Origin of the sequence: Bacillus sp. AR2-1 (assembly GCF_008368755.1) — a bacterium.
GTDB lineage: Bacteria > Bacillota > Bacilli > Bacillales > Bacillaceae_G > Bacillus_A > Bacillus_A wiedmannii.
The window spans coordinates 356,871-374,616 of record NZ_QORY01000008.1; the positions used below are offsets into that span (position 1 = coordinate 356,871).

Below are 17,746 nucleotides of genomic sequence, written 5' to 3' on the forward strand. Positions count from 1 at the left end.
TATTAAGAATCAAATAAATGATGAAATAATCGATCACGATTTTCAAAGAAAAGTTTTGTCGTTTGGTAATGCTCGGTTTCTTCTAATGTGGATTCATGAATCCCTTCTTGTGTTAAAGAATATATAGTGGATTCAGGATAAGCCATTAAAATAGGAGAGTGCGTCGCGATAACAAATTGTGAACCTTGTTCCGCTAGTTCGTGCATTCGAATAAGCATGGAAAGTTGCCTCATTGGTGATAGAGCGGCCTCAGGCTCATCTAAAATGTATAAACCTTGTCCTGAAAAACGGTTCATAAATAAGGAAAAGAATGATTCACCATGGGATTGTTCGTGAAGTGAAACACCGCCATAAGATTTTATAGCGTCTATCTCATCAATATAAGAAGCAACGTTATAAAATGATTCAGCACGAAGAAAGAAACCGTCGTTTGGTGTATTGAAACTTTTAGAAATTCGAAGGTATTCATGTAAAGATGAATGTGAATCGTTTGTGCTAAAGCGGAAATTCTTCGTTCCACCTTCTGCATTAAATCCTAAAGCGATTGCAATTGCTTCGAGTAATGTTGATTTTCCCGTTCCGTTTTCTCCAATAATGAATGTTACATTTGGATGGAAGGCAAGTGATTGTAAAGTTCGGATAGCGGGTAGACAGTAAGGATATGCGGAAAAACTAGGGATATTTTCTTTTTTTAATGTGACATTTTTTAAAAAGGGTACGTCAATCAATATATAAACCTCAATTCATAACGGATTTTGATTCTAAAAAAGCAGCAAATACAAGGGTAAGACAGCTTGCAAATAGTATTGTATATTGAAGTGCGCCAAAGCCAAGACCTTCCCAGCCTAAAGTCATTCTCTTCCATATGAAAATAAAAAGAACGCTTATAAAACCAACGAGAGCAGGCATATATTTTATAATTTTTAAGTGCTTCCACAGAAAAAAGCCGATGTATGTAAGTACAAAGAAGATAAGCAGAATGAGAAAAAAGGCAAGTGTTAATGACACGTGAACCTCTCCTTATTTTCTGAATATTTTATGTGGATTATAACATGTAAACTATCATATTCCAATGTGAAAATAAATATTGCATCAAGATCAATTCTCTCGTTATGATAGATGGTATTCTATTGAAGATATGAAAAGGAGTTAAAACATGCCGTTTACATTTGCGCATCCAGCAGCAGTTCTTCCTTTTGTGAAAAAGCGTTCTCAATATATTTCAGTAACGGCTCTTATATTAGGCAGTATGGCGCCTGATTTTGAATATTTTTTACACTTTAGACCGTATGGTGTTATTGGTCATACATGGCTTGGATTCTTATATTTAAATTTACCACTTGTATTTCTGTTAGCATATATGTATCATTACATTTTAAAAAAGCCGTTTATAACACATTTACCTAAACCATTTGCTGGCTATTTTGCATATGGAGTAGATGAGAGGTGGGGGCTTCATACATGGAAGGATTTTTTTGTATTTTGCTATTCTGCTTTATTTGGTATGCTCACGCATGTCGTTTGGGATGCATTTACTCATAATACAGGCTATTTTGTTACGAAGATACCATTGTTACAAAGAGGATTACATAGTATCCCGGTGTATAAATATATGCAACACGGGAGTACATGTGTTGGTTTCTTATTACTATTATACGTACTATGGAAGTATAAAGATGAAACAGGGAAAGATGTTATGATAGCTTCAGAAAAAAGGAAGTATTGGGTTTCGGCAATCATTTTCGCAGCTCTAGTATTTATCGTTCACGCATTAGTAGATCCCTATTTTCATATTTTCCAAATAGGGGGTATAATAGTATCTGGACTGACAAGTTCCTTTTGTGGAATTCTCATTGTTTCTATAGTCTACAAAGCAAAGGACTAATTTATATTAATGAATGATAGTGTTAGGAGAAATTATATGATGAAAGCATGGAAAAATATTTTTGTTTTATGTAGTTTTCTTCTTATGTTAAGTGGTTGCTTCCATCAAGAAGAAAAGAAAGTTGAACCGAAGAAGAAAGAATCTATTCCTGAAACAAAAGAATATGGTGGGCGTGAGCTGAAAAAAGTAGGACAAAAAGTGAAAGAAACAGGGTGGGGTACTTTTAAGTTAGAACAGATTCAATCTGTAAATCAAACATTTGAAGTAGCACCAATGAAAATTCACATACAAGATGTAAAAGTAATCTCTTTATCGCAGATGAGTAAAGATGCAAAAAATGCATTAAAAGTATTTACGGCATTAACTCCTGAAGAAGTAAAGCGTAGATTAGGAGATAAAGTAAGTCAAGAAGATGCGGAGTTATATGCATCGATAAGTGGTACAGAGATTAGTGATACGATTCGTTACGTTGAAATTACATATAAGGTGGAAAATAGCGGGAATAAAAATATGCAATTTTTCTCTATGAATGATGTTACGATTAATGATAAGCAACATTTTAAAGTAGCAACTCAAAACTTTTTATATGATGAAGATACGCTCGTTGGTACAAAAAATGTATCAAGGGAAGACTATAAGCCTGGTGAAACAAGAGATGGTATTATCGGCTTAATACTTGATGATGGAAAAGAAAAGGTAAAGGATATTAAGTTTACAACAGATAATGTAGTCGCAGCAGATACAGAAACGCAAGATGTTGTAAAAGAGGCACAAACTTTTAATATCTCACTTTCTGAGTAGGGGATTTTTAAAAACATAAAAGAAAAAACAGTCAGCGTTAAAAATATTATGCTGACTGTTTTTTCTTTTCTTTTATGTATGAATCTACATTTTGAAAAGGTACCTTAATTTTAAATGCATCTTTTTGTTCATTAAATTGCTTTTCATTATAAGGACCAAAACGTTTATTATGCTTTACGTCAATAATCCAATAATGCTCACTTTTTTTATTTGCAATTGCTCCGTCAGGGTTATTCGGATCTGACTTTTCCTCAATTTGTTTTGCAATAATGTATTTATCATCCCAAGCTATGTCTGTAATTTTTGCAGGAATGTATTGTGTGGCATATACAGCATCTTGCGATGGGAAAAGTTCAAATGCATTCCCAGAAGTACGTATGAGTTCGTATTCATCGTTAATCGTATAAGTTATATGATTTGTATTTCCAGCACAACCGGCTAATAGGAATGCGACGAATAGGATTATCCATTTTTTCAATATGGGAACCTCCTTTACAATGCTGTTGTAACACATTGTACAAGAAAAGTAAGAGAAACGCTAGTTTACAATGTTTTTTAGAAGTGGTACGATGAGACGGGTAAAGAAGGATATGAAGGAGTCGACATAAAATGAAGTTAAAGATGCATCGTCCAGCGCTTGTAATGAATCGCATAGGTGCTTCCCTAATTGACATGTTTTTAATCTCGGTTATGTATGGTGCAGTAGTAGCTATTATGACCGGAAATTATAGTGCTATTTTTAATCGCTTTAATATTAGTTTTGGTGATTATAGATATGATCTCGCAGTAGTTTTTATATTAATGGCGATATATTTTATTTTGGTACCCTTTATTTGGAACGGTGTTACACTTGGTAAAAAGGTAACGAGAATAAAATTAATTTCATTGAAGAGTGAAAAGTTAACATTACAAACATTAATTATAAGATTTTTTGTATTGTTATTACCGAACATATTGCTACTTGGAATTCCGATATTATGTAACGTATATATGATGTTATTCCGCAAAGATAATTGTGGTTTTCAAGATTTAATTACAAAAACAAAAGTGATAAGTCTTGTATAATAAAACAGAGACCTTTTTATACATAAAATAAGAAGGTCTTTTTTAATTATATAAATATATTTTAAAGGATATATAATAAGAAAAAGTTAATCCATATCATTTTTGATTTCAATAGATTGAAAATTAAGAAAATGTTATAATGATTAAAATAATATCTTTATATAATAAGGGGGAAATTGAAATGACTGGGGGTAGCGTAATCTTTTGGGGGATTTTAATTTTCATCGGTTTAGTTTTCGATCAGCGTAATAGTAAGAAAAAAGAAGGAGTAAAAAAGTAATCGCTTACAAATTAATAAGCAACTTTTCTTGCTTGCAGACTAATCTCATAAAGGAGTATACTGAATGACGGTAAGACTTATAGAAGGGGTAATGAAAATGAAGCTTGCAGGAAAAGTTGCTATCGTAACTGGCGGTGGCATCGGTATTGGACGTAATACAGCTCTTTTGTTGGCTAAACAAGGCGCAAAAGTAATTGTGACGGACATTGATCAAGAAAGTGGACAAGCAACAGTGGAGGAAATTACGAATCTAGGCGGAGAAGCACTTTTTGTATCCTATGATATGGGAAAGCAAGGAGATTGGCAACGCGTTATCAGTATTACTTTGAATGCATTTAGTCGCATTGATATGCTTTTTCAAAATGCTGGTTTATATAAAATAGATTCTATTTTTTCTCGCCAACAAGAGAACGATTCCAATGTACTTTGTATTAATGACGTTTGGATAGAGATAAAACAATTAACGTCATCTTTTATGAAACAGCAAGAAGAAGTGGTGCTGAGTGACTTACCGATTTTCGGTATTATTGGCACGAAAGGACAATCATTTCATACAGTAGAAGCCCTCGTATAATAATGAAAACCGCCCTCAAAGTATGTGGACGGTTTTTTTGTATGTTATACAGAGGAAAATTATTTTTTAACGAATACGTTGTTCAGTTTGACTATCAAAGAAATGCGCTTTATTCATATCAAATGCTAGTTTAATTTGATCTCCAGGTGAAAATGTATGTCTTGCATCAACACGTGCTGCAAAATCTTGATCTCCAAGTTTCATATATAAAATAGATTCAGCACCTAGTAACTCAGCAACTTCGATTTTTGTTGTGAAGGCAGTAGATTGTGAAGCTTCTAAAAATAATAGTTCATCATGAATGTCTTCAGGACGAATACCTAAAACAATTTCCTTATTTACATAGCCTTGTTCACGTAACATCTTCATTTTTCCTTCAGTTACTTTGACTTTTAATGAATTATCTATAACGAAATCGGTTTCAGTCAATTTACCACGGAAGAAATTCATTGCTGGAGAGCCAATAAATCCACCAACGAAAATATTTTCAGGTGTTTCATATACTTCTTTTGGAGTTCCGATTTGTTGAATCTTTCCGTCTTTCATAACAACGAGACGTGAAGCCATTGTCATTGCTTCTGTTTGATCATGTGTTACGTAAATTGTTGTCGTTCCAAGACGGTGATGTAATTTAGAAATTTCTGAGCGCATTGCAACACGTAATTTAGCGTCTAAGTTGGATAAAGGCTCATCCATTAAGAATACTTTCGCGTCTCGAACAATCGCTCTCCCTAACGCAACACGTTGACGTTGTCCACCAGATAACGCTTTCGGTTTTCTATCTAAATATTGTTCCAGTCCTAAAATTTTTGCTGCATCTTTCACACGACGATCGATTTCATCTTTTGGTATTTTTCTAAGTTTTAATCCAAATGCCATATTATCATACACGCTCATATGTGGATATAAAGCATAGTTTTGGAAGACCATTGCGATATCGCGATCTTTTGGAGGGACATCATTCATTAGCTTACCATCAATTGAAAACTCTCCTTTTGAAATATCTTCAAGTCCAGCGACCATTCGTAATGTTGTAGATTTTCCGCATCCAGAAGGACCGACAAATACGATAAACTCTTTATCTTGAATGTGTAAATTAAAATCTGTTACAGCTGTTACATTATTATCATATATTTTATAAATGTTTTCTAATTTCAATTCTGCCATGGTATTGCCCCCTAGAAAAAATTATGCAAACGTTTTCTTTGAGTTCATTATAAACTAATAGATTCAAAAAATAAACAAAAAAATAAAACGTTTTCATTTATTAGAGGAATATTAGTAATTTGCGTATGTTTTCTTAGAAAAATAAGAATAAAAGTTGTAAGCGCTATTTTAAATTAAGATAGAATCTGTTATCATTCATTAATGAAAACGTTTGCGCCTTAAAATAGAGAAAATCGAATTATTAATGAAATGGGGTAGCATAATGGAAAAACAGTGGTGGAAAGAAAGTGTAGTATATCAAATTTATCCTCGTAGCTTTATGGATAGTAACGGTGATGGTATTGGGGATCTTCGTGGGATTATTTCAAAGCTAGATTACTTAAAAGAATTAGGGATTGATGTCATTTGGTTATCACCGGTCTATGAATCTCCAAATGATGATAATGGTTATGATATAAGTGATTATTGTAAAATTATGAATGAGTTCGGAACAATGGAAGATTGGGATGAGCTATTACATGAAATGCATGAACGTAATATGAAACTTATGATGGACTTAGTTGTTAACCATACTTCTGATGAACATAATTGGTTTATTGAATCACGTAAATCAAAAGATAATAAATATAGAGACTACTATATATGGCGTCCTGGAAAAGAAGGAAAAGAGCCGAACAACTGGGGAGCAGCTTTTAGTGGATCTGCATGGAAGTATGATGAAATGACAGATGAATATTATTTACATCTGTTTTCTAAAAAACAGCCGGATTTAAATTGGGATAATGAAAAGGTAAGACAAGATGTTTATGAAATGATGAAGTTTTGGTTAGAAAAAGGAATTGATGGCTTCCGTATGGATGTTATTAATTTTATTTCTAAAGAAGAGGGATTACCAGCTGTTGAAACCGAAGAAGAGGGGTATGTTTCAGGTCATAAGCATTTTATGAACGGTCCAAACATTCATAAATATTTACATGAAATGAATGAAGAAGTATTGTCTCATTATGATATTATGACGGTTGGTGAAATGCCTGGTGTAACGACAGAAGAAGCGAAAATGTATACTGGAGAAGAACGAAAAGAACTGCAGATGGTATTCCAATTTGAACATATGGATTTAGATTCGGGAGAAGGCGGAAAATGGGATGTAAAACCATGCTCACTTCTTACTTTAAAAGAGAATTTAACGAAGTGGCAAAAAGCATTAGAGCATACAGGGTGGAATAGCCTGTATTGGAATAACCATGATCAGCCACGCGTTGTATCTCGTTTTGGTAATGATGGAATGTATCGCATTGAATCTGCGAAAATGTTAGCGACGGTGCTTCATATGATGAAAGGAACACCGTATATTTATCAAGGAGAAGAAATCGGAATGACGAACGTTCGATTTGAGTCGATTGATGAATATCGAGATATTGAAACGTTAAATATGTATAAGGAAAAAGTGATAGAGTGCGGTGAAGATATAGATAAAGTGATGCAGTCTATCTATGTAAAAGGCCGAGATAATGCTAGAACACCGATGCAGTGGAATGATAAAGATCATGCTGGATTCACAACAGGTGAGCCTTGGATTACGGTAAACCCTAACTACAAAGAAATCAATGTGAAACAAGCGATCCAAAATAAAGATTCAATTTTTTATTACTATAAAAAATTAATTGACCTACGCAAAAATAATGAAATAGTTGTGTACGGATCATATGATTTAATATTAGATAATAATCCTTCTATTTTTGCATACGTAAGAACATATGAAGAAGAAAAACTTCTTGTTATTGCAAACTTTACGGCGGAAGAATGTGTATTTGAATTGCCTAAGGACATTAGTTATAGTGAATCAGAGTTATTAATACACAATTACGACGTAGAGAGTGGATCGATAGATAACATTGTATTACGTCCATATGAAGCGATGGTATTTAAATTAAAATAAGAAAAATCCTTATGCCACACCTTGGCATAAGGATTTTTTATTACCATTTTAAGATTGAGAATCCGTATGGAGGAAGTGTAACTTGTAATACACTTGCTTCCGCTGAAAATTCTTCGTTTGTATAAATGTTAATAATTTTCTTTCCAGTAACATGGAGAGGGAGTGAAGCTGTAACATCACTATTAGTCGGATTTAAAACGAAAAAGATAGTTTCATCTTCATATGTTTTCGTATAAGAAATATAATTATGTTCATCATTTGCTTCGATGAATTGGAAAGTACCATGTCCTCCAAATGCTTTATATTGCTTTCGTAATGAAATTAATGTTTGTATATGTGTAAATAATAGATGATCTTGTTCTTTCGTATCCCAAACCATACATTTGCGACAATCTGGGTCCATACCACCGTCCATACCAATTTCGTCTCCATAATAAATACAAGGAGAGCCGATGAAGGAAAGATGGAATACATAAAGTAACTGTAACTTATTTTTATCTCCGTTACATGTTGTCAATATTCTTGGTGTATCATGACTGTCTAATAAATGAAACGCTGCTTCATTTACATTCATAGAGTAGGAATGTAGAGATTCTGTAATTTGTTTCATAAATTCATTTGCTTTAATGGAATCATTAGCAAAGTAAGACAGTAGAGCGTTTGTAACAGGGTAGCTCATTACAGCATCAAATTGATCTCCTTGTAGCCATGGAAGTGCATCGTGCCAAATTTCTCCTAAAATATATACTTCAGGATTTAATGCCTTTATCTCACTTCGGAATTCTCTCCAAAAGCTGTGGTCTACTTCATTTGCTACATCAAGGCGCCAACCGTCTATATTGAATTCTCTTACCCAATAACGCCCTACTTCAAGTAAGTATTCTTTTACATCTGGGTGTGCTGTATTTAATTTAGGCATATACGGTGTAAACGCGAAAGTATCATAATTCGGGAGTGGCTCCGTTACAATTGGAAATTCATGAATATGGAACCACTCTTTATAAGCAGACTTCTCACCGTTTTCTAGTACGTCTTGGAATTTATCGAAAAAGTATCCACTATGATTAAACACGGCATCGAGCATTACTTTTATACCGTGTGTATGACATGCCTGAACGAGTTCTTTGAACGTTTCTTTCGTCCCGAATTGCGGATCGATTTCCATGTAGTCAATTGTGTCATATTTATGGTTTGAATGTGCTTTGAAAATAGGTGTGAAGTATATTCCCGAAATTCCAAGCTTAACAAGGTAATCGAGGTTTTGAATAATACCAGCAAAATCTCCGCCGAAAAAATTAGTTGGAGTTGGCTCAGCGCTTCCCCAAGGAAGAGTGTTTTCTGGATTTAGTGCACGATCTCCATTAGCGAACCGTTCTGGGAAAATTTGATACCAAACGGTGTCTTTAATCCAAGAAGGTGCTTGAAACACATCATTTGCATGAATAAATGGCAAACAGAAAAAGTTACCAACGTCATCATTTGGAATACTGGAAAAAAATCCTCGCTCTGCATAAATAAGCGTTTCTGTATCATTTTTTAATTCGAATCCATAACGTAAGCGCTTAAATTTAGGCTCGATGGAAATGGACCAATAATCAAACAATGCAGTAGAACCAGTTTTTTTCATCGGTGTGCTTGATGTAATCCATTTCCCGTCTTTCCATTCATAAGGATCACCGTAAATAAGAGTGGCGCTTTGAACATCTTCTCTTTTAGTACGTATTCGGATATGAATCGTTTTTTCATCATAAGCGTATGCGTAATTATCTTTTGGCCTATGATAAATAGCTTCTTTAAGCATATAGAAAATCCCCCTTTAATATCTCCATGCATATTGTTCCCTTAAGTATAATAATAAAGTATATGTTGCAAACGATTGCTTTTTGCATAGCTTTAATATTGCTTATAAGAGTAGTATTCATTTCATATAAAGTCAATGTATAAGGAGTGTGGTAATAATATTTTAAAATTAATATTTGCAAAATGAATAAAAGAATGTATAATGAGAGACAAATAGCGCAAACGTTTTCATAGATTGAGATATTGTTTGTGCTTCTATTAAACCATTTAATGCAAACGTTTTCAATTAGTAAGGTACATATACAATTTAGGGAGGTTTTTGGGATGAAGAAAGCATTATCATTATTAACGGTTTCAGCATTATCAATTGGTATGTTATCTGCATGTGGACCGAAAGATTCAGGGAAGAAAGAAGAAAGTAAAGCGAAGAAAGATTACGATCTTCTCGTTTGGGAAGATGATAAAAAAGGTGTTGGTTTAGAACCAGCAGTGAAAAGTTTTGAGGAAAAATATAAAGTAAAAGTAAAAGTCGTTGAAATGCAAATGACAGATCAAGTGAAGAAGTTACGCCTTGATGGACCAGCGGGGACGGGACCAGATGTTGTAACATTGCCACATGATCAAATTGGAAATGCAGTAACAGAAGGTTTACTTTCTGAAGTGAAAGCTGATGATGCTGTGAAGAGTAGATTTACTGAATCATCAATAGAAGCACAGACATATAACGGGAAATTATATGGTTTACCAAAAGCAATTGAGACACCAGTCTTTATTTATAATAAAAAATTAATGCCAAAAGCACCAGAAACGATGGACGAGCTGTTTAACTTCTCAAAAGAATTTACGAAGGATGGCAAGTATGGGTTTTTAACACTAGGAGATAACTTCTACTTTGCTAATGCATTCATGGCAGGTATGGGTGGTTATGTGTTTGGTGAAAAAGATGGAAAGCCAAATGCAAGTGATGTTGGATTAAATAATAGTGGGGCAGTACAAGGTGCTGAATATCTTCAAAAATGGTACAAAGAAAAGTTATTCCCGAAAGGTATTATCGGTGAATCTGGTGGACCTGCTGCTGATGGACTATTTAACGAAGGAAAAGCAGCATCTATCATGAATGGTCCATGGGCGTTCCAAGCAATGGAAAAGAACGGAATTGATTATGGCGTTGCTCCAATGCCGAAATTACCAAACGGTCAACCAATGAAAACATTTGTTGGGGTTAAAGGGTGGCATGTAACAAGTTTCTCTAAACAAAATGATTTAGCTACAAAGTTCACTGAATGGGTAACAAATGAAGAGAACGCAAAAATTCGATTTGAGAAAACAAAAGAAATTCCTCCAGTAAAAGCAGTAATGGAAGATCCAATCATTAAAGATAATGAAGCTGCAAAAGCAGTTGCAACACAATCTGAAAATGGAATTCCAATGCCGAACATTCCAGAAATGCAAGAAGTATGGAAACCAGCTGGAGATGCGCTTCAATTAGTTGTTACGGAAAAAGAGGCACCAAAAGCAGCACTTGACAATGCAGTGAAGCAAATTAAAGGTAATATTGAGGCAAATCATAGTAAGAAAAAATAAGGTGAAATTCGTGCCTCTCATATGAGGGGCATGAATTCTCTCCCAGAAAAAAGGGGGAAGGAACATGCAAACATCTATGGAACCAGCAAACGGTTTAAACGGTTCAAAGCATAGGAAAATGGCAACCATGTTATCTATCATTCCAGGCGTGGGCCAAATGTATAATAAGCAATTTGTAAAAGGGCTTATTTTTCTAGTATTAACAGGTTCATTTATTGTAGCCTTTGCTGATTTATTAAATATGGGATTATGGGGAATTGTAACGCTAGGTACAGAAGTTCCACGTGATCATTCTGTCTTTCTATTAGTAGAAGGAATCTTGGCACTCATCGTCATCGTTTTTGGACTCGGAATATATGCATTTAATTTATATGATGCATACCAAAACGGGAAGAAACGTGATATAGGAACACCTTTAAACTCTGTAAAAGAGCAATACCGTAATTTACTAGATCAAGGTTTTCCATATTTAATGGTTTCACCAGGTTTTCTATTACTTATCTTTGTAGTTGTATTTCCAATCATCTTCGTAATTTTAATTGGATTTACGAATTATGATTTATACCACTCTCCTCCAGCTAAATTAGTAGATTGGGTGGGCTTCAAAAACTTTATTGATATCTTTACATTACCGATGTGGAGAGAGACATTTTTAAGCGTATTTTCTTGGACTGTCATTTGGACATTCGTTGCAACGACATTACAAGTTGCGCTTGGTATTTTCTTAGCGATTATCGTAAATCAGCCTGGTATTAAAGGGAAGGCAATTATTCGAACAATCTTCATTTTACCGTGGGCGGTTCCAGCATTCGTATCTATTCTTGTTTTCTCTGGTATGTTTAATGAGACATTTGGAGCAATTAACAATCAAGTATTAGCTTTATTTGGAATCGAAAAGATTGCTTGGATGACAGATCCATTTTGGGCAAAAATTGCTTTAATTATGATTCAAACGTGGCTTGGATTCCCGTTCGTCTTTGCAATGACAACAGGTATACTGCAATCGATTCCAGGGGAGTTATATGAAGCTGCTACAGTAGATGGAGCTACAGCTTGGCAACAGTTTCGTAAAATTACATTGCCACTTGTTCTATATGCAACAGCACCAATATTAATTACGCAATATACGTTTAACTTTAATAACTTTAGTATCATCTATCTATTTAACGGCGGAGGTCCTGCTGTAGCTGGACAAGACGCAGGTGGAACAGATATTTTAATTTCATGGATTTATAAGTTAACGATGACTTCGGCGCAGTACGGGAAAGCGGCAGCTCTTACAATGATCTTATCGTTAATCGTTATTACAGTTGCGTTATGGCAATTTAAGAGAACAAAATCATTCCAAGAAGAGGATATGATGTAAATGAATATTAAAAGACAAAAGATGTTACGTCTCTCATTAAGTTATCTCGTTATTTTCGTAATGTGTGCCATCATTTTCTATCCATTATTATGGATTATTGGCTCATCGTTTAATCCGGGTGATAGTTTATCTGGATCAAGTATTATTCCGCAAAATGCAACGTTAGATCATTATCGTAAGTTATTAGATTTAGAGAATAGTAATTATTTACTATGGTATAAAAACACATTAAAAGTAAGTGTTATAACAATGATTTTCTCAGTGTTAGCAATTAGTTTTACTGCTTATGCATTTTCAAGATACCGTTTTGTTGGAAGAAAAAATGGTTTATTAACATTTTTAATTCTGCAAATGATTCCAAACTTTGCGGCGCTAATCGCTCTATACGTATTAGCACAGTTAACAGGGTTAATCGATACGCACCTTGCATTAATTTTAATTTATGTAGGCGGAGCAATTCCAATGAATACATGGCTTATGAAAGGATATTTTGATACGATTCCGAAAGAATTGGATGAGTCAGCTCGTATGGATGGGGCAGGACATTTCCGTATTTTTTGGCAAATCATTATGCCACTTGCAAAGCCAATCGTAGCGGTTGTGGCGTTATTCACTTTCATCGGTCCATTTACAGATTTCATTTTAGCGAGTGTTATTTTGCGCACACCAGAAAATTATACGTTAGCAGTTGGGTTATATGAAATGGTAGCGAAGAAATTTGGTAATGAATTCACAACGTTCGCAGCGGGTTCAGTATTGATTGCAATCCCAATTTCAATTTTATTCCTATCACTACAAAAATACTTTATCTCTGGTTTAACTGCTGGAGGTACGAAAGGATGAAAAATGGGACATTATGTCCCATTTCTCTTTTCATCTCCCTATAAAAAGCTTTATAGGGAGATGAAAAGAGATTTGACATCACATATGAAAAGAAGTGAAATAAATAGTATATTATAGTATAGGAAAAAAGAGCTATATCCCTTACAATACATGGAGAGGGAGAATATGATAGGTATTACAAGATAGAATCAATGAAAGTTTATGATTGCTCCTATTACTTGCAACGGGTGCAAGATTAAAATATATAACAAAATGGCAGAGAAGTGAGAGGAGGGGGATTTTTATGACAGTTACAATTAAAGATGTGGCGAAGAAGGCGAATGTAGCACCATCTACCGTTTCTCGTGTAATTGCTGATAATCCAAGTATAAGTGAAAAAACAAAGCGTCGTGTTCGGAAAGTAATGAGTGAACTAGGGTATCATCCCAATTTAAACGCAAGAAACCTAGCTAACCAAACAACAAAAACACTTGGTCTTGTTATGCCAAGTTCTGCAAGTAAAGCTTTTCAAAATCCGTTTTTCCCAGAAGTTATAAGAGGGATTAGTTCATTTGCACATGTGGAAGGGTATGCGCTTTATATGTCGACAGGTGAGACGGAAGATGAAATTTTTAATGGTGTTGTAAAGATGGTACAGGGGCGCCAAATTGGTGGCATTATTCTTTTATATTCAAGAGAGAATGATCGGATTATTCAATATTTGCATAAACAAAATTTCCCGTTTGTTTTAATTGGGAAACCGTATGATCGAAAAGATGAAATTACATATGTAGATAATGACAATTATACAGCTGCAAGAGAAGTAGCAGAATATTTGATTTCATTAGGTCATAAACAAATCGCGTTCATCGGCGGTGGATCAGATTTACTTGTAACGAGAGATCGTTTGGCTGGTATGAGTGATGCTTTAAAATTAGCGGACATTGTATTACCAAAAGAGTATATTTTACATTTTGATTTTTCGAGGGAAAGTGGTCAACAAGCCGTTGAGGAGTTAATGGGACTACAGCAACCACCGACAGCAATTGTGGCAACGGATGATTTAATTGGACTTGGTGTGTTAAGTGCTCTTTCTAAAAAAGGATTCGTTGTACCAAAGGATGTTTCCATTATAAGCTTTAACAATGCTTTATTATCAGAAATTGCGAGTCCGCCACTTTCGACAGTTGATGTGAATATTTATCAACTAGGATATGAGGCAGCAAAAGCTTTAGTGGATAAAGTAGAGAATGCAGAGTCTACTGCAAAGTGTATTATTATTCCTCATAAATTACTAAAGCGCCAAACTTGCGATCATTATGCAACAAAAAGCTGAGAGTTTAACTCTTAGCTTTTTGTTGTAGAAAGGCCTCTAATCGATCACAGCCTTCTTTTAAAGTTTCAATACTATACGCATAGGACAAGCGAAGATAGCCTTCACCATATTCAGAAAATGCAGTTCCAGGAACGACAGCTAGTCCAGCTTCTTTGACAAGGTCAAGTGCAAAATCAAATGATGAAGATGTTAAATGACCAACATATGGGAATAAGTAAAATGCACCTGTTGGCTTTTCAACTGTTAAGCCCATTTGAATGAGTCGATTATATACATAATCGCGGCGTTTCTTGTATTGATGACGCATCATTTTTGGTGCATCTTTAGCAGCTGTTAATGCTTCAATTGCAGCATATTGAGCGATTGAAGTAGCACACGTTACGTTGTATTGATGAACTTTTAGTATATGTCCTGCTAAATAGCTTGGTGCGAATAATAGACCGATACGCCAGCCAGTCATAGAATGAGATTTTGATAAACCGTTAATGACGATAGTCTTTTCACGCATTTCTGGGAAATGAGCGATAGATGTATGCTTTTGTTCATATACAAGTTCGCTATAAATTTCATCAGAAAGGACGAAAATATTTTTATCTTTTAAAACAGTTACAATACCCTGTAATTCTTCTTTTGATAAAGTTACACCAGTTGGATTAGAAGGATATGGCAGTACGACGCATCTTGTTTTTTCTGTAATAGCATTTTCTAGCGCTTCGGCTGTTAAACGGAAGCCAGTTTCACGAACATCGATAAAAATAGGTGTAGCACCGCATAATCGAATAATTGGTTCGTATCCTGGATAAATAGGGGCAGGTAAAATAACTTCTGTTCCTGGCTCTAAAATCGTTCGGAATGCAATATCAATTGCTTCACTAGCACCGATTGTAACGATGGTTTCGTTTTCAGGTGAATACTGTAAATCGTAGTTATCTTTTACAAAGTTACAAGCTGCCTTGCGTAATTCTAGTAAACCAGCGTTATGTGTATAGCTTGTATAATTTTCTGTAATAGCCCGTTTTGCCGCTTCTTTTACGAGAGAAGGCGTAGGGAAATCGGGTTGTCCAATTGTTAAAGAGATAAGATTATCATAGTTTTGAATCATGTTAGAGAATTGACGGATTCCAGAAATTTGGATGTCTTTCACTCTAGGATTAATGAATTGTTCCATTGTATCTCCCTTTCTTCCGTTTGAAAATTAAGTTCATTTTAACATATTTTCTATGATTTCGCTTGCGTATATGTTATGTAGAAAGAGAGGGATAATAGAAAAAAAGCCGCTGTAAGCGACTTTTTAATATCCGTACTCCCAATCTATTTCATCTTCATTCCAAAGTACAGAGGATACTTTGCCAAGGTGAACAACTGATTCATTCACAGCACATGTGCAATTTTCTTCTCCGGTTTTATGCTGTAACTCTTCATATACTGATTTTTCAACATTTTCTAGAACGACCAAATTTTCTTCTTTTAAAACAAGCGTAGTACCCGCCATATTTATCTTCCTCCTACTAAAATAATGATCACTTATTTGTAAACATAGATAGTATGGATTATATGCTGTATTTTGCTATAGTTGTCCGTCTCATGAAGTATTTTTTATTTTCTTTGTAATCCGTATTCATTGTATACTGTCAGGCAGAAATTTGGTACAGGGTTTACATTCATTTCGAAAATCTGTAACAATTATTATGTGCTGTTAACAAAGAATTAACAAATATGTTAAGAAAAATCAAAATTTTAAAACAAATAAACCCGTAAAATGATATAATCATATCAAAATACATATAGGGGATGAGAGGCTATGGAGCTGATCCGTGATTTAATGATCCAAATTGCCATCATTATTTTGCCACTATTTTTATATGAAGCGATTCGTTTAAATCGTTATCAAGAAATGCCTCCGAAGCCGAACCGCTACTTTATTATGTTTTTATCCAGCATTACACTCATTCTCTCCATGACATACTCTATTTGTTTTGGTGACATTTGTGGGTATAATTTTCACCCAATCCCGATTGTTAGTGGTTTTTTATATGGTGGGATTGTTGGTTTAATCCCGGCCGTTATTTTTGTTGCATATGAATGGGCGCTAAAGGGAATGAGCCTTCTTCCGGTCATAGAAGTAATATTTCTATTGATAGTTCCATTATTTTTATCAAAGAAATGGTCTCTATTTTCAAGGGATAAGAAGCTAATTTTAGCATTTATGATTTCATCATTGTACGTACTTGTTTCTTTAGTGATTGGTATGATTAACGTTCTGTTAGAAACGGGGTTTACACCACACATTTCACACTTATATAGCGGATATATATTTGCTTCGCTTATTATGGTTATGACTATGGTATTTCAAGTGTACTTAACAGAATATTTAAACGAAAATGCAATATTACGTACAGAGATGCAAAAGTCAGAAAAGCTTAATATTGTAAGTGAGTTGGCAGCAAGTGTTGCACATGAGGTTCGAAATCCGCTCACTGTTGTTCGTGGTTTTATTCAATTGTTAGAAAGTACGGAAGATGTGAAGAATAAGGATTATATGCGTCTCGTATTAGCCGAATTGGATCGGGCAGAACAAATTATTTCAGATTATTTGAATTTAGCAAGGCCGCAAATTGAGAAAAAAGAACACATTTGCTTATCCGCTCAATTAATTGAAATGACAACTCTTATGTCATCATTTGCAGCGATGCAAGGTGTATATTTGCAAGTTGAGATTTCTGAAAGTCTTTATACGATCGGTGATAAGACGAAATTGAAGCAAGCTATTATGAATGTTGTTAAAAATGGTATTGAAGCAATCCAAGGAAATAAAGGATATTTAAAAGTAACGGCTATGCAAAAAGATGAAACGATAGTAATAAGAGTTAAAGATAGTGGTGTTGGAATGACGAAAGAACAGTTAGTAAGACTGGGACAACCGTATTATTCTTTAAAAGAAAAAGGGACAGGATTAGGACTTATGGTAACATTTAGTATTTTACAAGCGCATAATGGTACGCTGGAATATAAAAGCGAAAGTGGGAAAGGAACTGAAGCGATTATTATATTGCCAGCTGTAAGAAATAAGGAATAAAAGTTACCGATGGAAGGTAACTTTTTATTTTATATAGGAAAAAAATATTAT

General features: G+C 34.4%; 18 protein-coding genes. 11 read left to right on the forward strand and 7 right to left on the reverse strand.

Translation table 11 applies throughout. The features are described 5' to 3' along the window. Positions 1 to 2: 2 nt before the first annotated feature. Both DT250_RS11640 and DT250_RS11645 read right to left on the reverse strand, forming a co-directional pair. On the reverse strand, positions 3 to 728 hold the full coding sequence (locus tag DT250_RS11640; RefSeq protein ID WP_000567976.1) for an AAA family ATPase: 726 nt from the start codon (positions 726 to 728) through the stop codon (positions 3 to 5). Positions 729 to 738: 10 nt separating this feature from the next. Then, the gene (locus DT250_RS11645) at positions 739 to 1,008 is read right to left on the reverse strand and encodes a hypothetical protein (RefSeq protein WP_000059857.1); all 270 of its coding nucleotides are present in this window, start codon (positions 1,006 to 1,008) and stop codon (positions 739 to 741) included. A 148-nt stretch (positions 1,009 to 1,156) separates the two neighbouring features. Here DT250_RS11645 and DT250_RS11650 point away from each other — a divergent pair, with 148 nt between their 5' ends. Both DT250_RS11650 and DT250_RS11655 read left to right on the forward strand, forming a co-directional pair. Continuing rightward, on the forward strand, positions 1,157 to 1,885 hold the full coding sequence (locus DT250_RS11650; protein WP_149213075.1) for a DUF4184 family protein: 729 nt from the start codon (positions 1,157 to 1,159) through the stop codon (positions 1,883 to 1,885). A gap of 36 nt (positions 1,886 to 1,921) precedes the next feature. Next, entirely contained in the window at positions 1,922 to 2,686 is a 765-nt protein-coding gene (locus DT250_RS11655) for a CREC-EF hand family protein (RefSeq protein ID WP_048546181.1), read from the forward strand. Between the two features lie 46 nt (positions 2,687 to 2,732). Here DT250_RS11655 and DT250_RS11660 read toward each other — a convergent pair whose 3' ends face one another. Next, positions 2,733 to 3,164, reverse strand: a complete 432-nt coding sequence (locus DT250_RS11660) for a DUF3997 domain-containing protein (RefSeq protein WP_000758773.1) — start codon at positions 3,162 to 3,164, stop codon at positions 2,733 to 2,735. A 131-nt stretch (positions 3,165 to 3,295) separates the two neighbouring features. On the opposite strand from DT250_RS11660, the gene DT250_RS11665 reads away from it, so the two are divergent. From DT250_RS11665 to DT250_RS11675, 3 genes are all read left to right on the forward strand, one after another. Continuing rightward, on the forward strand, positions 3,296 to 3,751 hold the full coding sequence (locus DT250_RS11665) for an RDD family protein (RefSeq protein WP_000769076.1): 456 nt from the start codon (positions 3,296 to 3,298) through the stop codon (positions 3,749 to 3,751). Positions 3,752 to 3,932: 181 nt separating this feature from the next. Next, the gene (locus tag DT250_RS11670; protein ID WP_000145657.1) at positions 3,933 to 4,031 is read left to right on the forward strand and encodes a hypothetical protein; all 99 of its coding nucleotides are present in this window, start codon (positions 3,933 to 3,935) and stop codon (positions 4,029 to 4,031) included. A gap of 64 nt (positions 4,032 to 4,095) precedes the next feature. Further along, complete coding sequence (locus tag DT250_RS11675; protein ID WP_000218424.1) at positions 4,096 to 4,605, forward strand: SDR family NAD(P)-dependent oxidoreductase; 510 nt, start codon at positions 4,096 to 4,098, stop codon at positions 4,603 to 4,605. Between the two features lie 66 nt (positions 4,606 to 4,671). On the opposite strand, the gene DT250_RS11680 is transcribed toward DT250_RS11675, so the two are convergent. After that, complete coding sequence (locus tag DT250_RS11680; RefSeq protein ID WP_000818929.1) at positions 4,672 to 5,772, reverse strand: ABC transporter ATP-binding protein; 1,101 nt, start codon at positions 5,770 to 5,772, stop codon at positions 4,672 to 4,674. A 262-nt stretch (positions 5,773 to 6,034) separates the two neighbouring features. On the opposite strand from DT250_RS11680, the gene malL reads away from it, so the two are divergent. Next, the gene (gene malL / locus DT250_RS11685) at positions 6,035 to 7,711 is read left to right on the forward strand and encodes an oligo-1,6-glucosidase (protein ID WP_149213076.1); all 1,677 of its coding nucleotides are present in this window, start codon (positions 6,035 to 6,037) and stop codon (positions 7,709 to 7,711) included. A gap of 40 nt (positions 7,712 to 7,751) precedes the next feature. Here the strand turns inward: malL and DT250_RS11690 are convergent, their stop codons facing one another. Continuing rightward, positions 7,752 to 9,512 (reverse strand): alpha-glycosidase, encoded by a 1,761-nt coding sequence (locus tag DT250_RS11690; RefSeq protein WP_088064328.1) that lies wholly within the window; start codon positions 9,510 to 9,512, stop codon positions 7,752 to 7,754. 323 nt (positions 9,513 to 9,835) lie between these two features. On the opposite strand from DT250_RS11690, the gene DT250_RS11695 reads away from it, so the two are divergent. The 4 genes from DT250_RS11695 (at position 9,836) to malR (ending at position 14,619) form a co-directional block, all read left to right on the forward strand. Next, positions 9,836 to 11,095, forward strand: a complete 1,260-nt coding sequence (locus tag DT250_RS11695; RefSeq protein WP_000709925.1) for an extracellular solute-binding protein — start codon at positions 9,836 to 9,838, stop codon at positions 11,093 to 11,095. Between the two features lie 64 nt (positions 11,096 to 11,159). Beyond that, positions 11,160 to 12,461 (forward strand): maltosaccharide ABC transporter permease MalC, encoded by a 1,302-nt coding sequence (gene malC / locus DT250_RS11700; protein WP_001194989.1) that lies wholly within the window; start codon positions 11,160 to 11,162, stop codon positions 12,459 to 12,461. After that, positions 12,462 to 13,304, forward strand: a complete 843-nt coding sequence (gene malD / locus DT250_RS11705; RefSeq protein WP_001022607.1) for a maltosaccharide ABC transporter permease MalD — start codon at positions 12,462 to 12,464, stop codon at positions 13,302 to 13,304. A 283-nt stretch (positions 13,305 to 13,587) separates the two neighbouring features. Further along, positions 13,588 to 14,619, forward strand: coding sequence for a maltose operon transcriptional repressor MalR (gene malR, locus DT250_RS11710; RefSeq protein ID WP_048546170.1), 1,032 nt, complete (start codon positions 13,588 to 13,590; stop codon positions 14,617 to 14,619). 4 nt (positions 14,620 to 14,623) lie between these two features. On the opposite strand, the gene DT250_RS11715 is transcribed toward malR, so the two are convergent. Both DT250_RS11715 and DT250_RS11720 read right to left on the reverse strand, forming a co-directional pair. After that, positions 14,624 to 15,787, reverse strand: a complete 1,164-nt coding sequence (locus DT250_RS11715; RefSeq protein WP_088608087.1) for an aminotransferase A — start codon at positions 15,785 to 15,787, stop codon at positions 14,624 to 14,626. Between the two features lie 123 nt (positions 15,788 to 15,910). Then, positions 15,911 to 16,111, reverse strand: coding sequence for a hypothetical protein (locus tag DT250_RS11720; RefSeq protein ID WP_000929285.1), 201 nt, complete (start codon positions 16,109 to 16,111; stop codon positions 15,911 to 15,913). Between the two features lie 309 nt (positions 16,112 to 16,420). Here DT250_RS11720 and kinB point away from each other — a divergent pair, with 309 nt between their 5' ends. After that, on the forward strand, positions 16,421 to 17,695 hold the full coding sequence (gene kinB, locus DT250_RS11725; protein WP_000420378.1) for a sporulation sensor histidine kinase KinB: 1,275 nt from the start codon (positions 16,421 to 16,423) through the stop codon (positions 17,693 to 17,695). Positions 17,696 to 17,746: the final 51 nt, after the last annotated feature.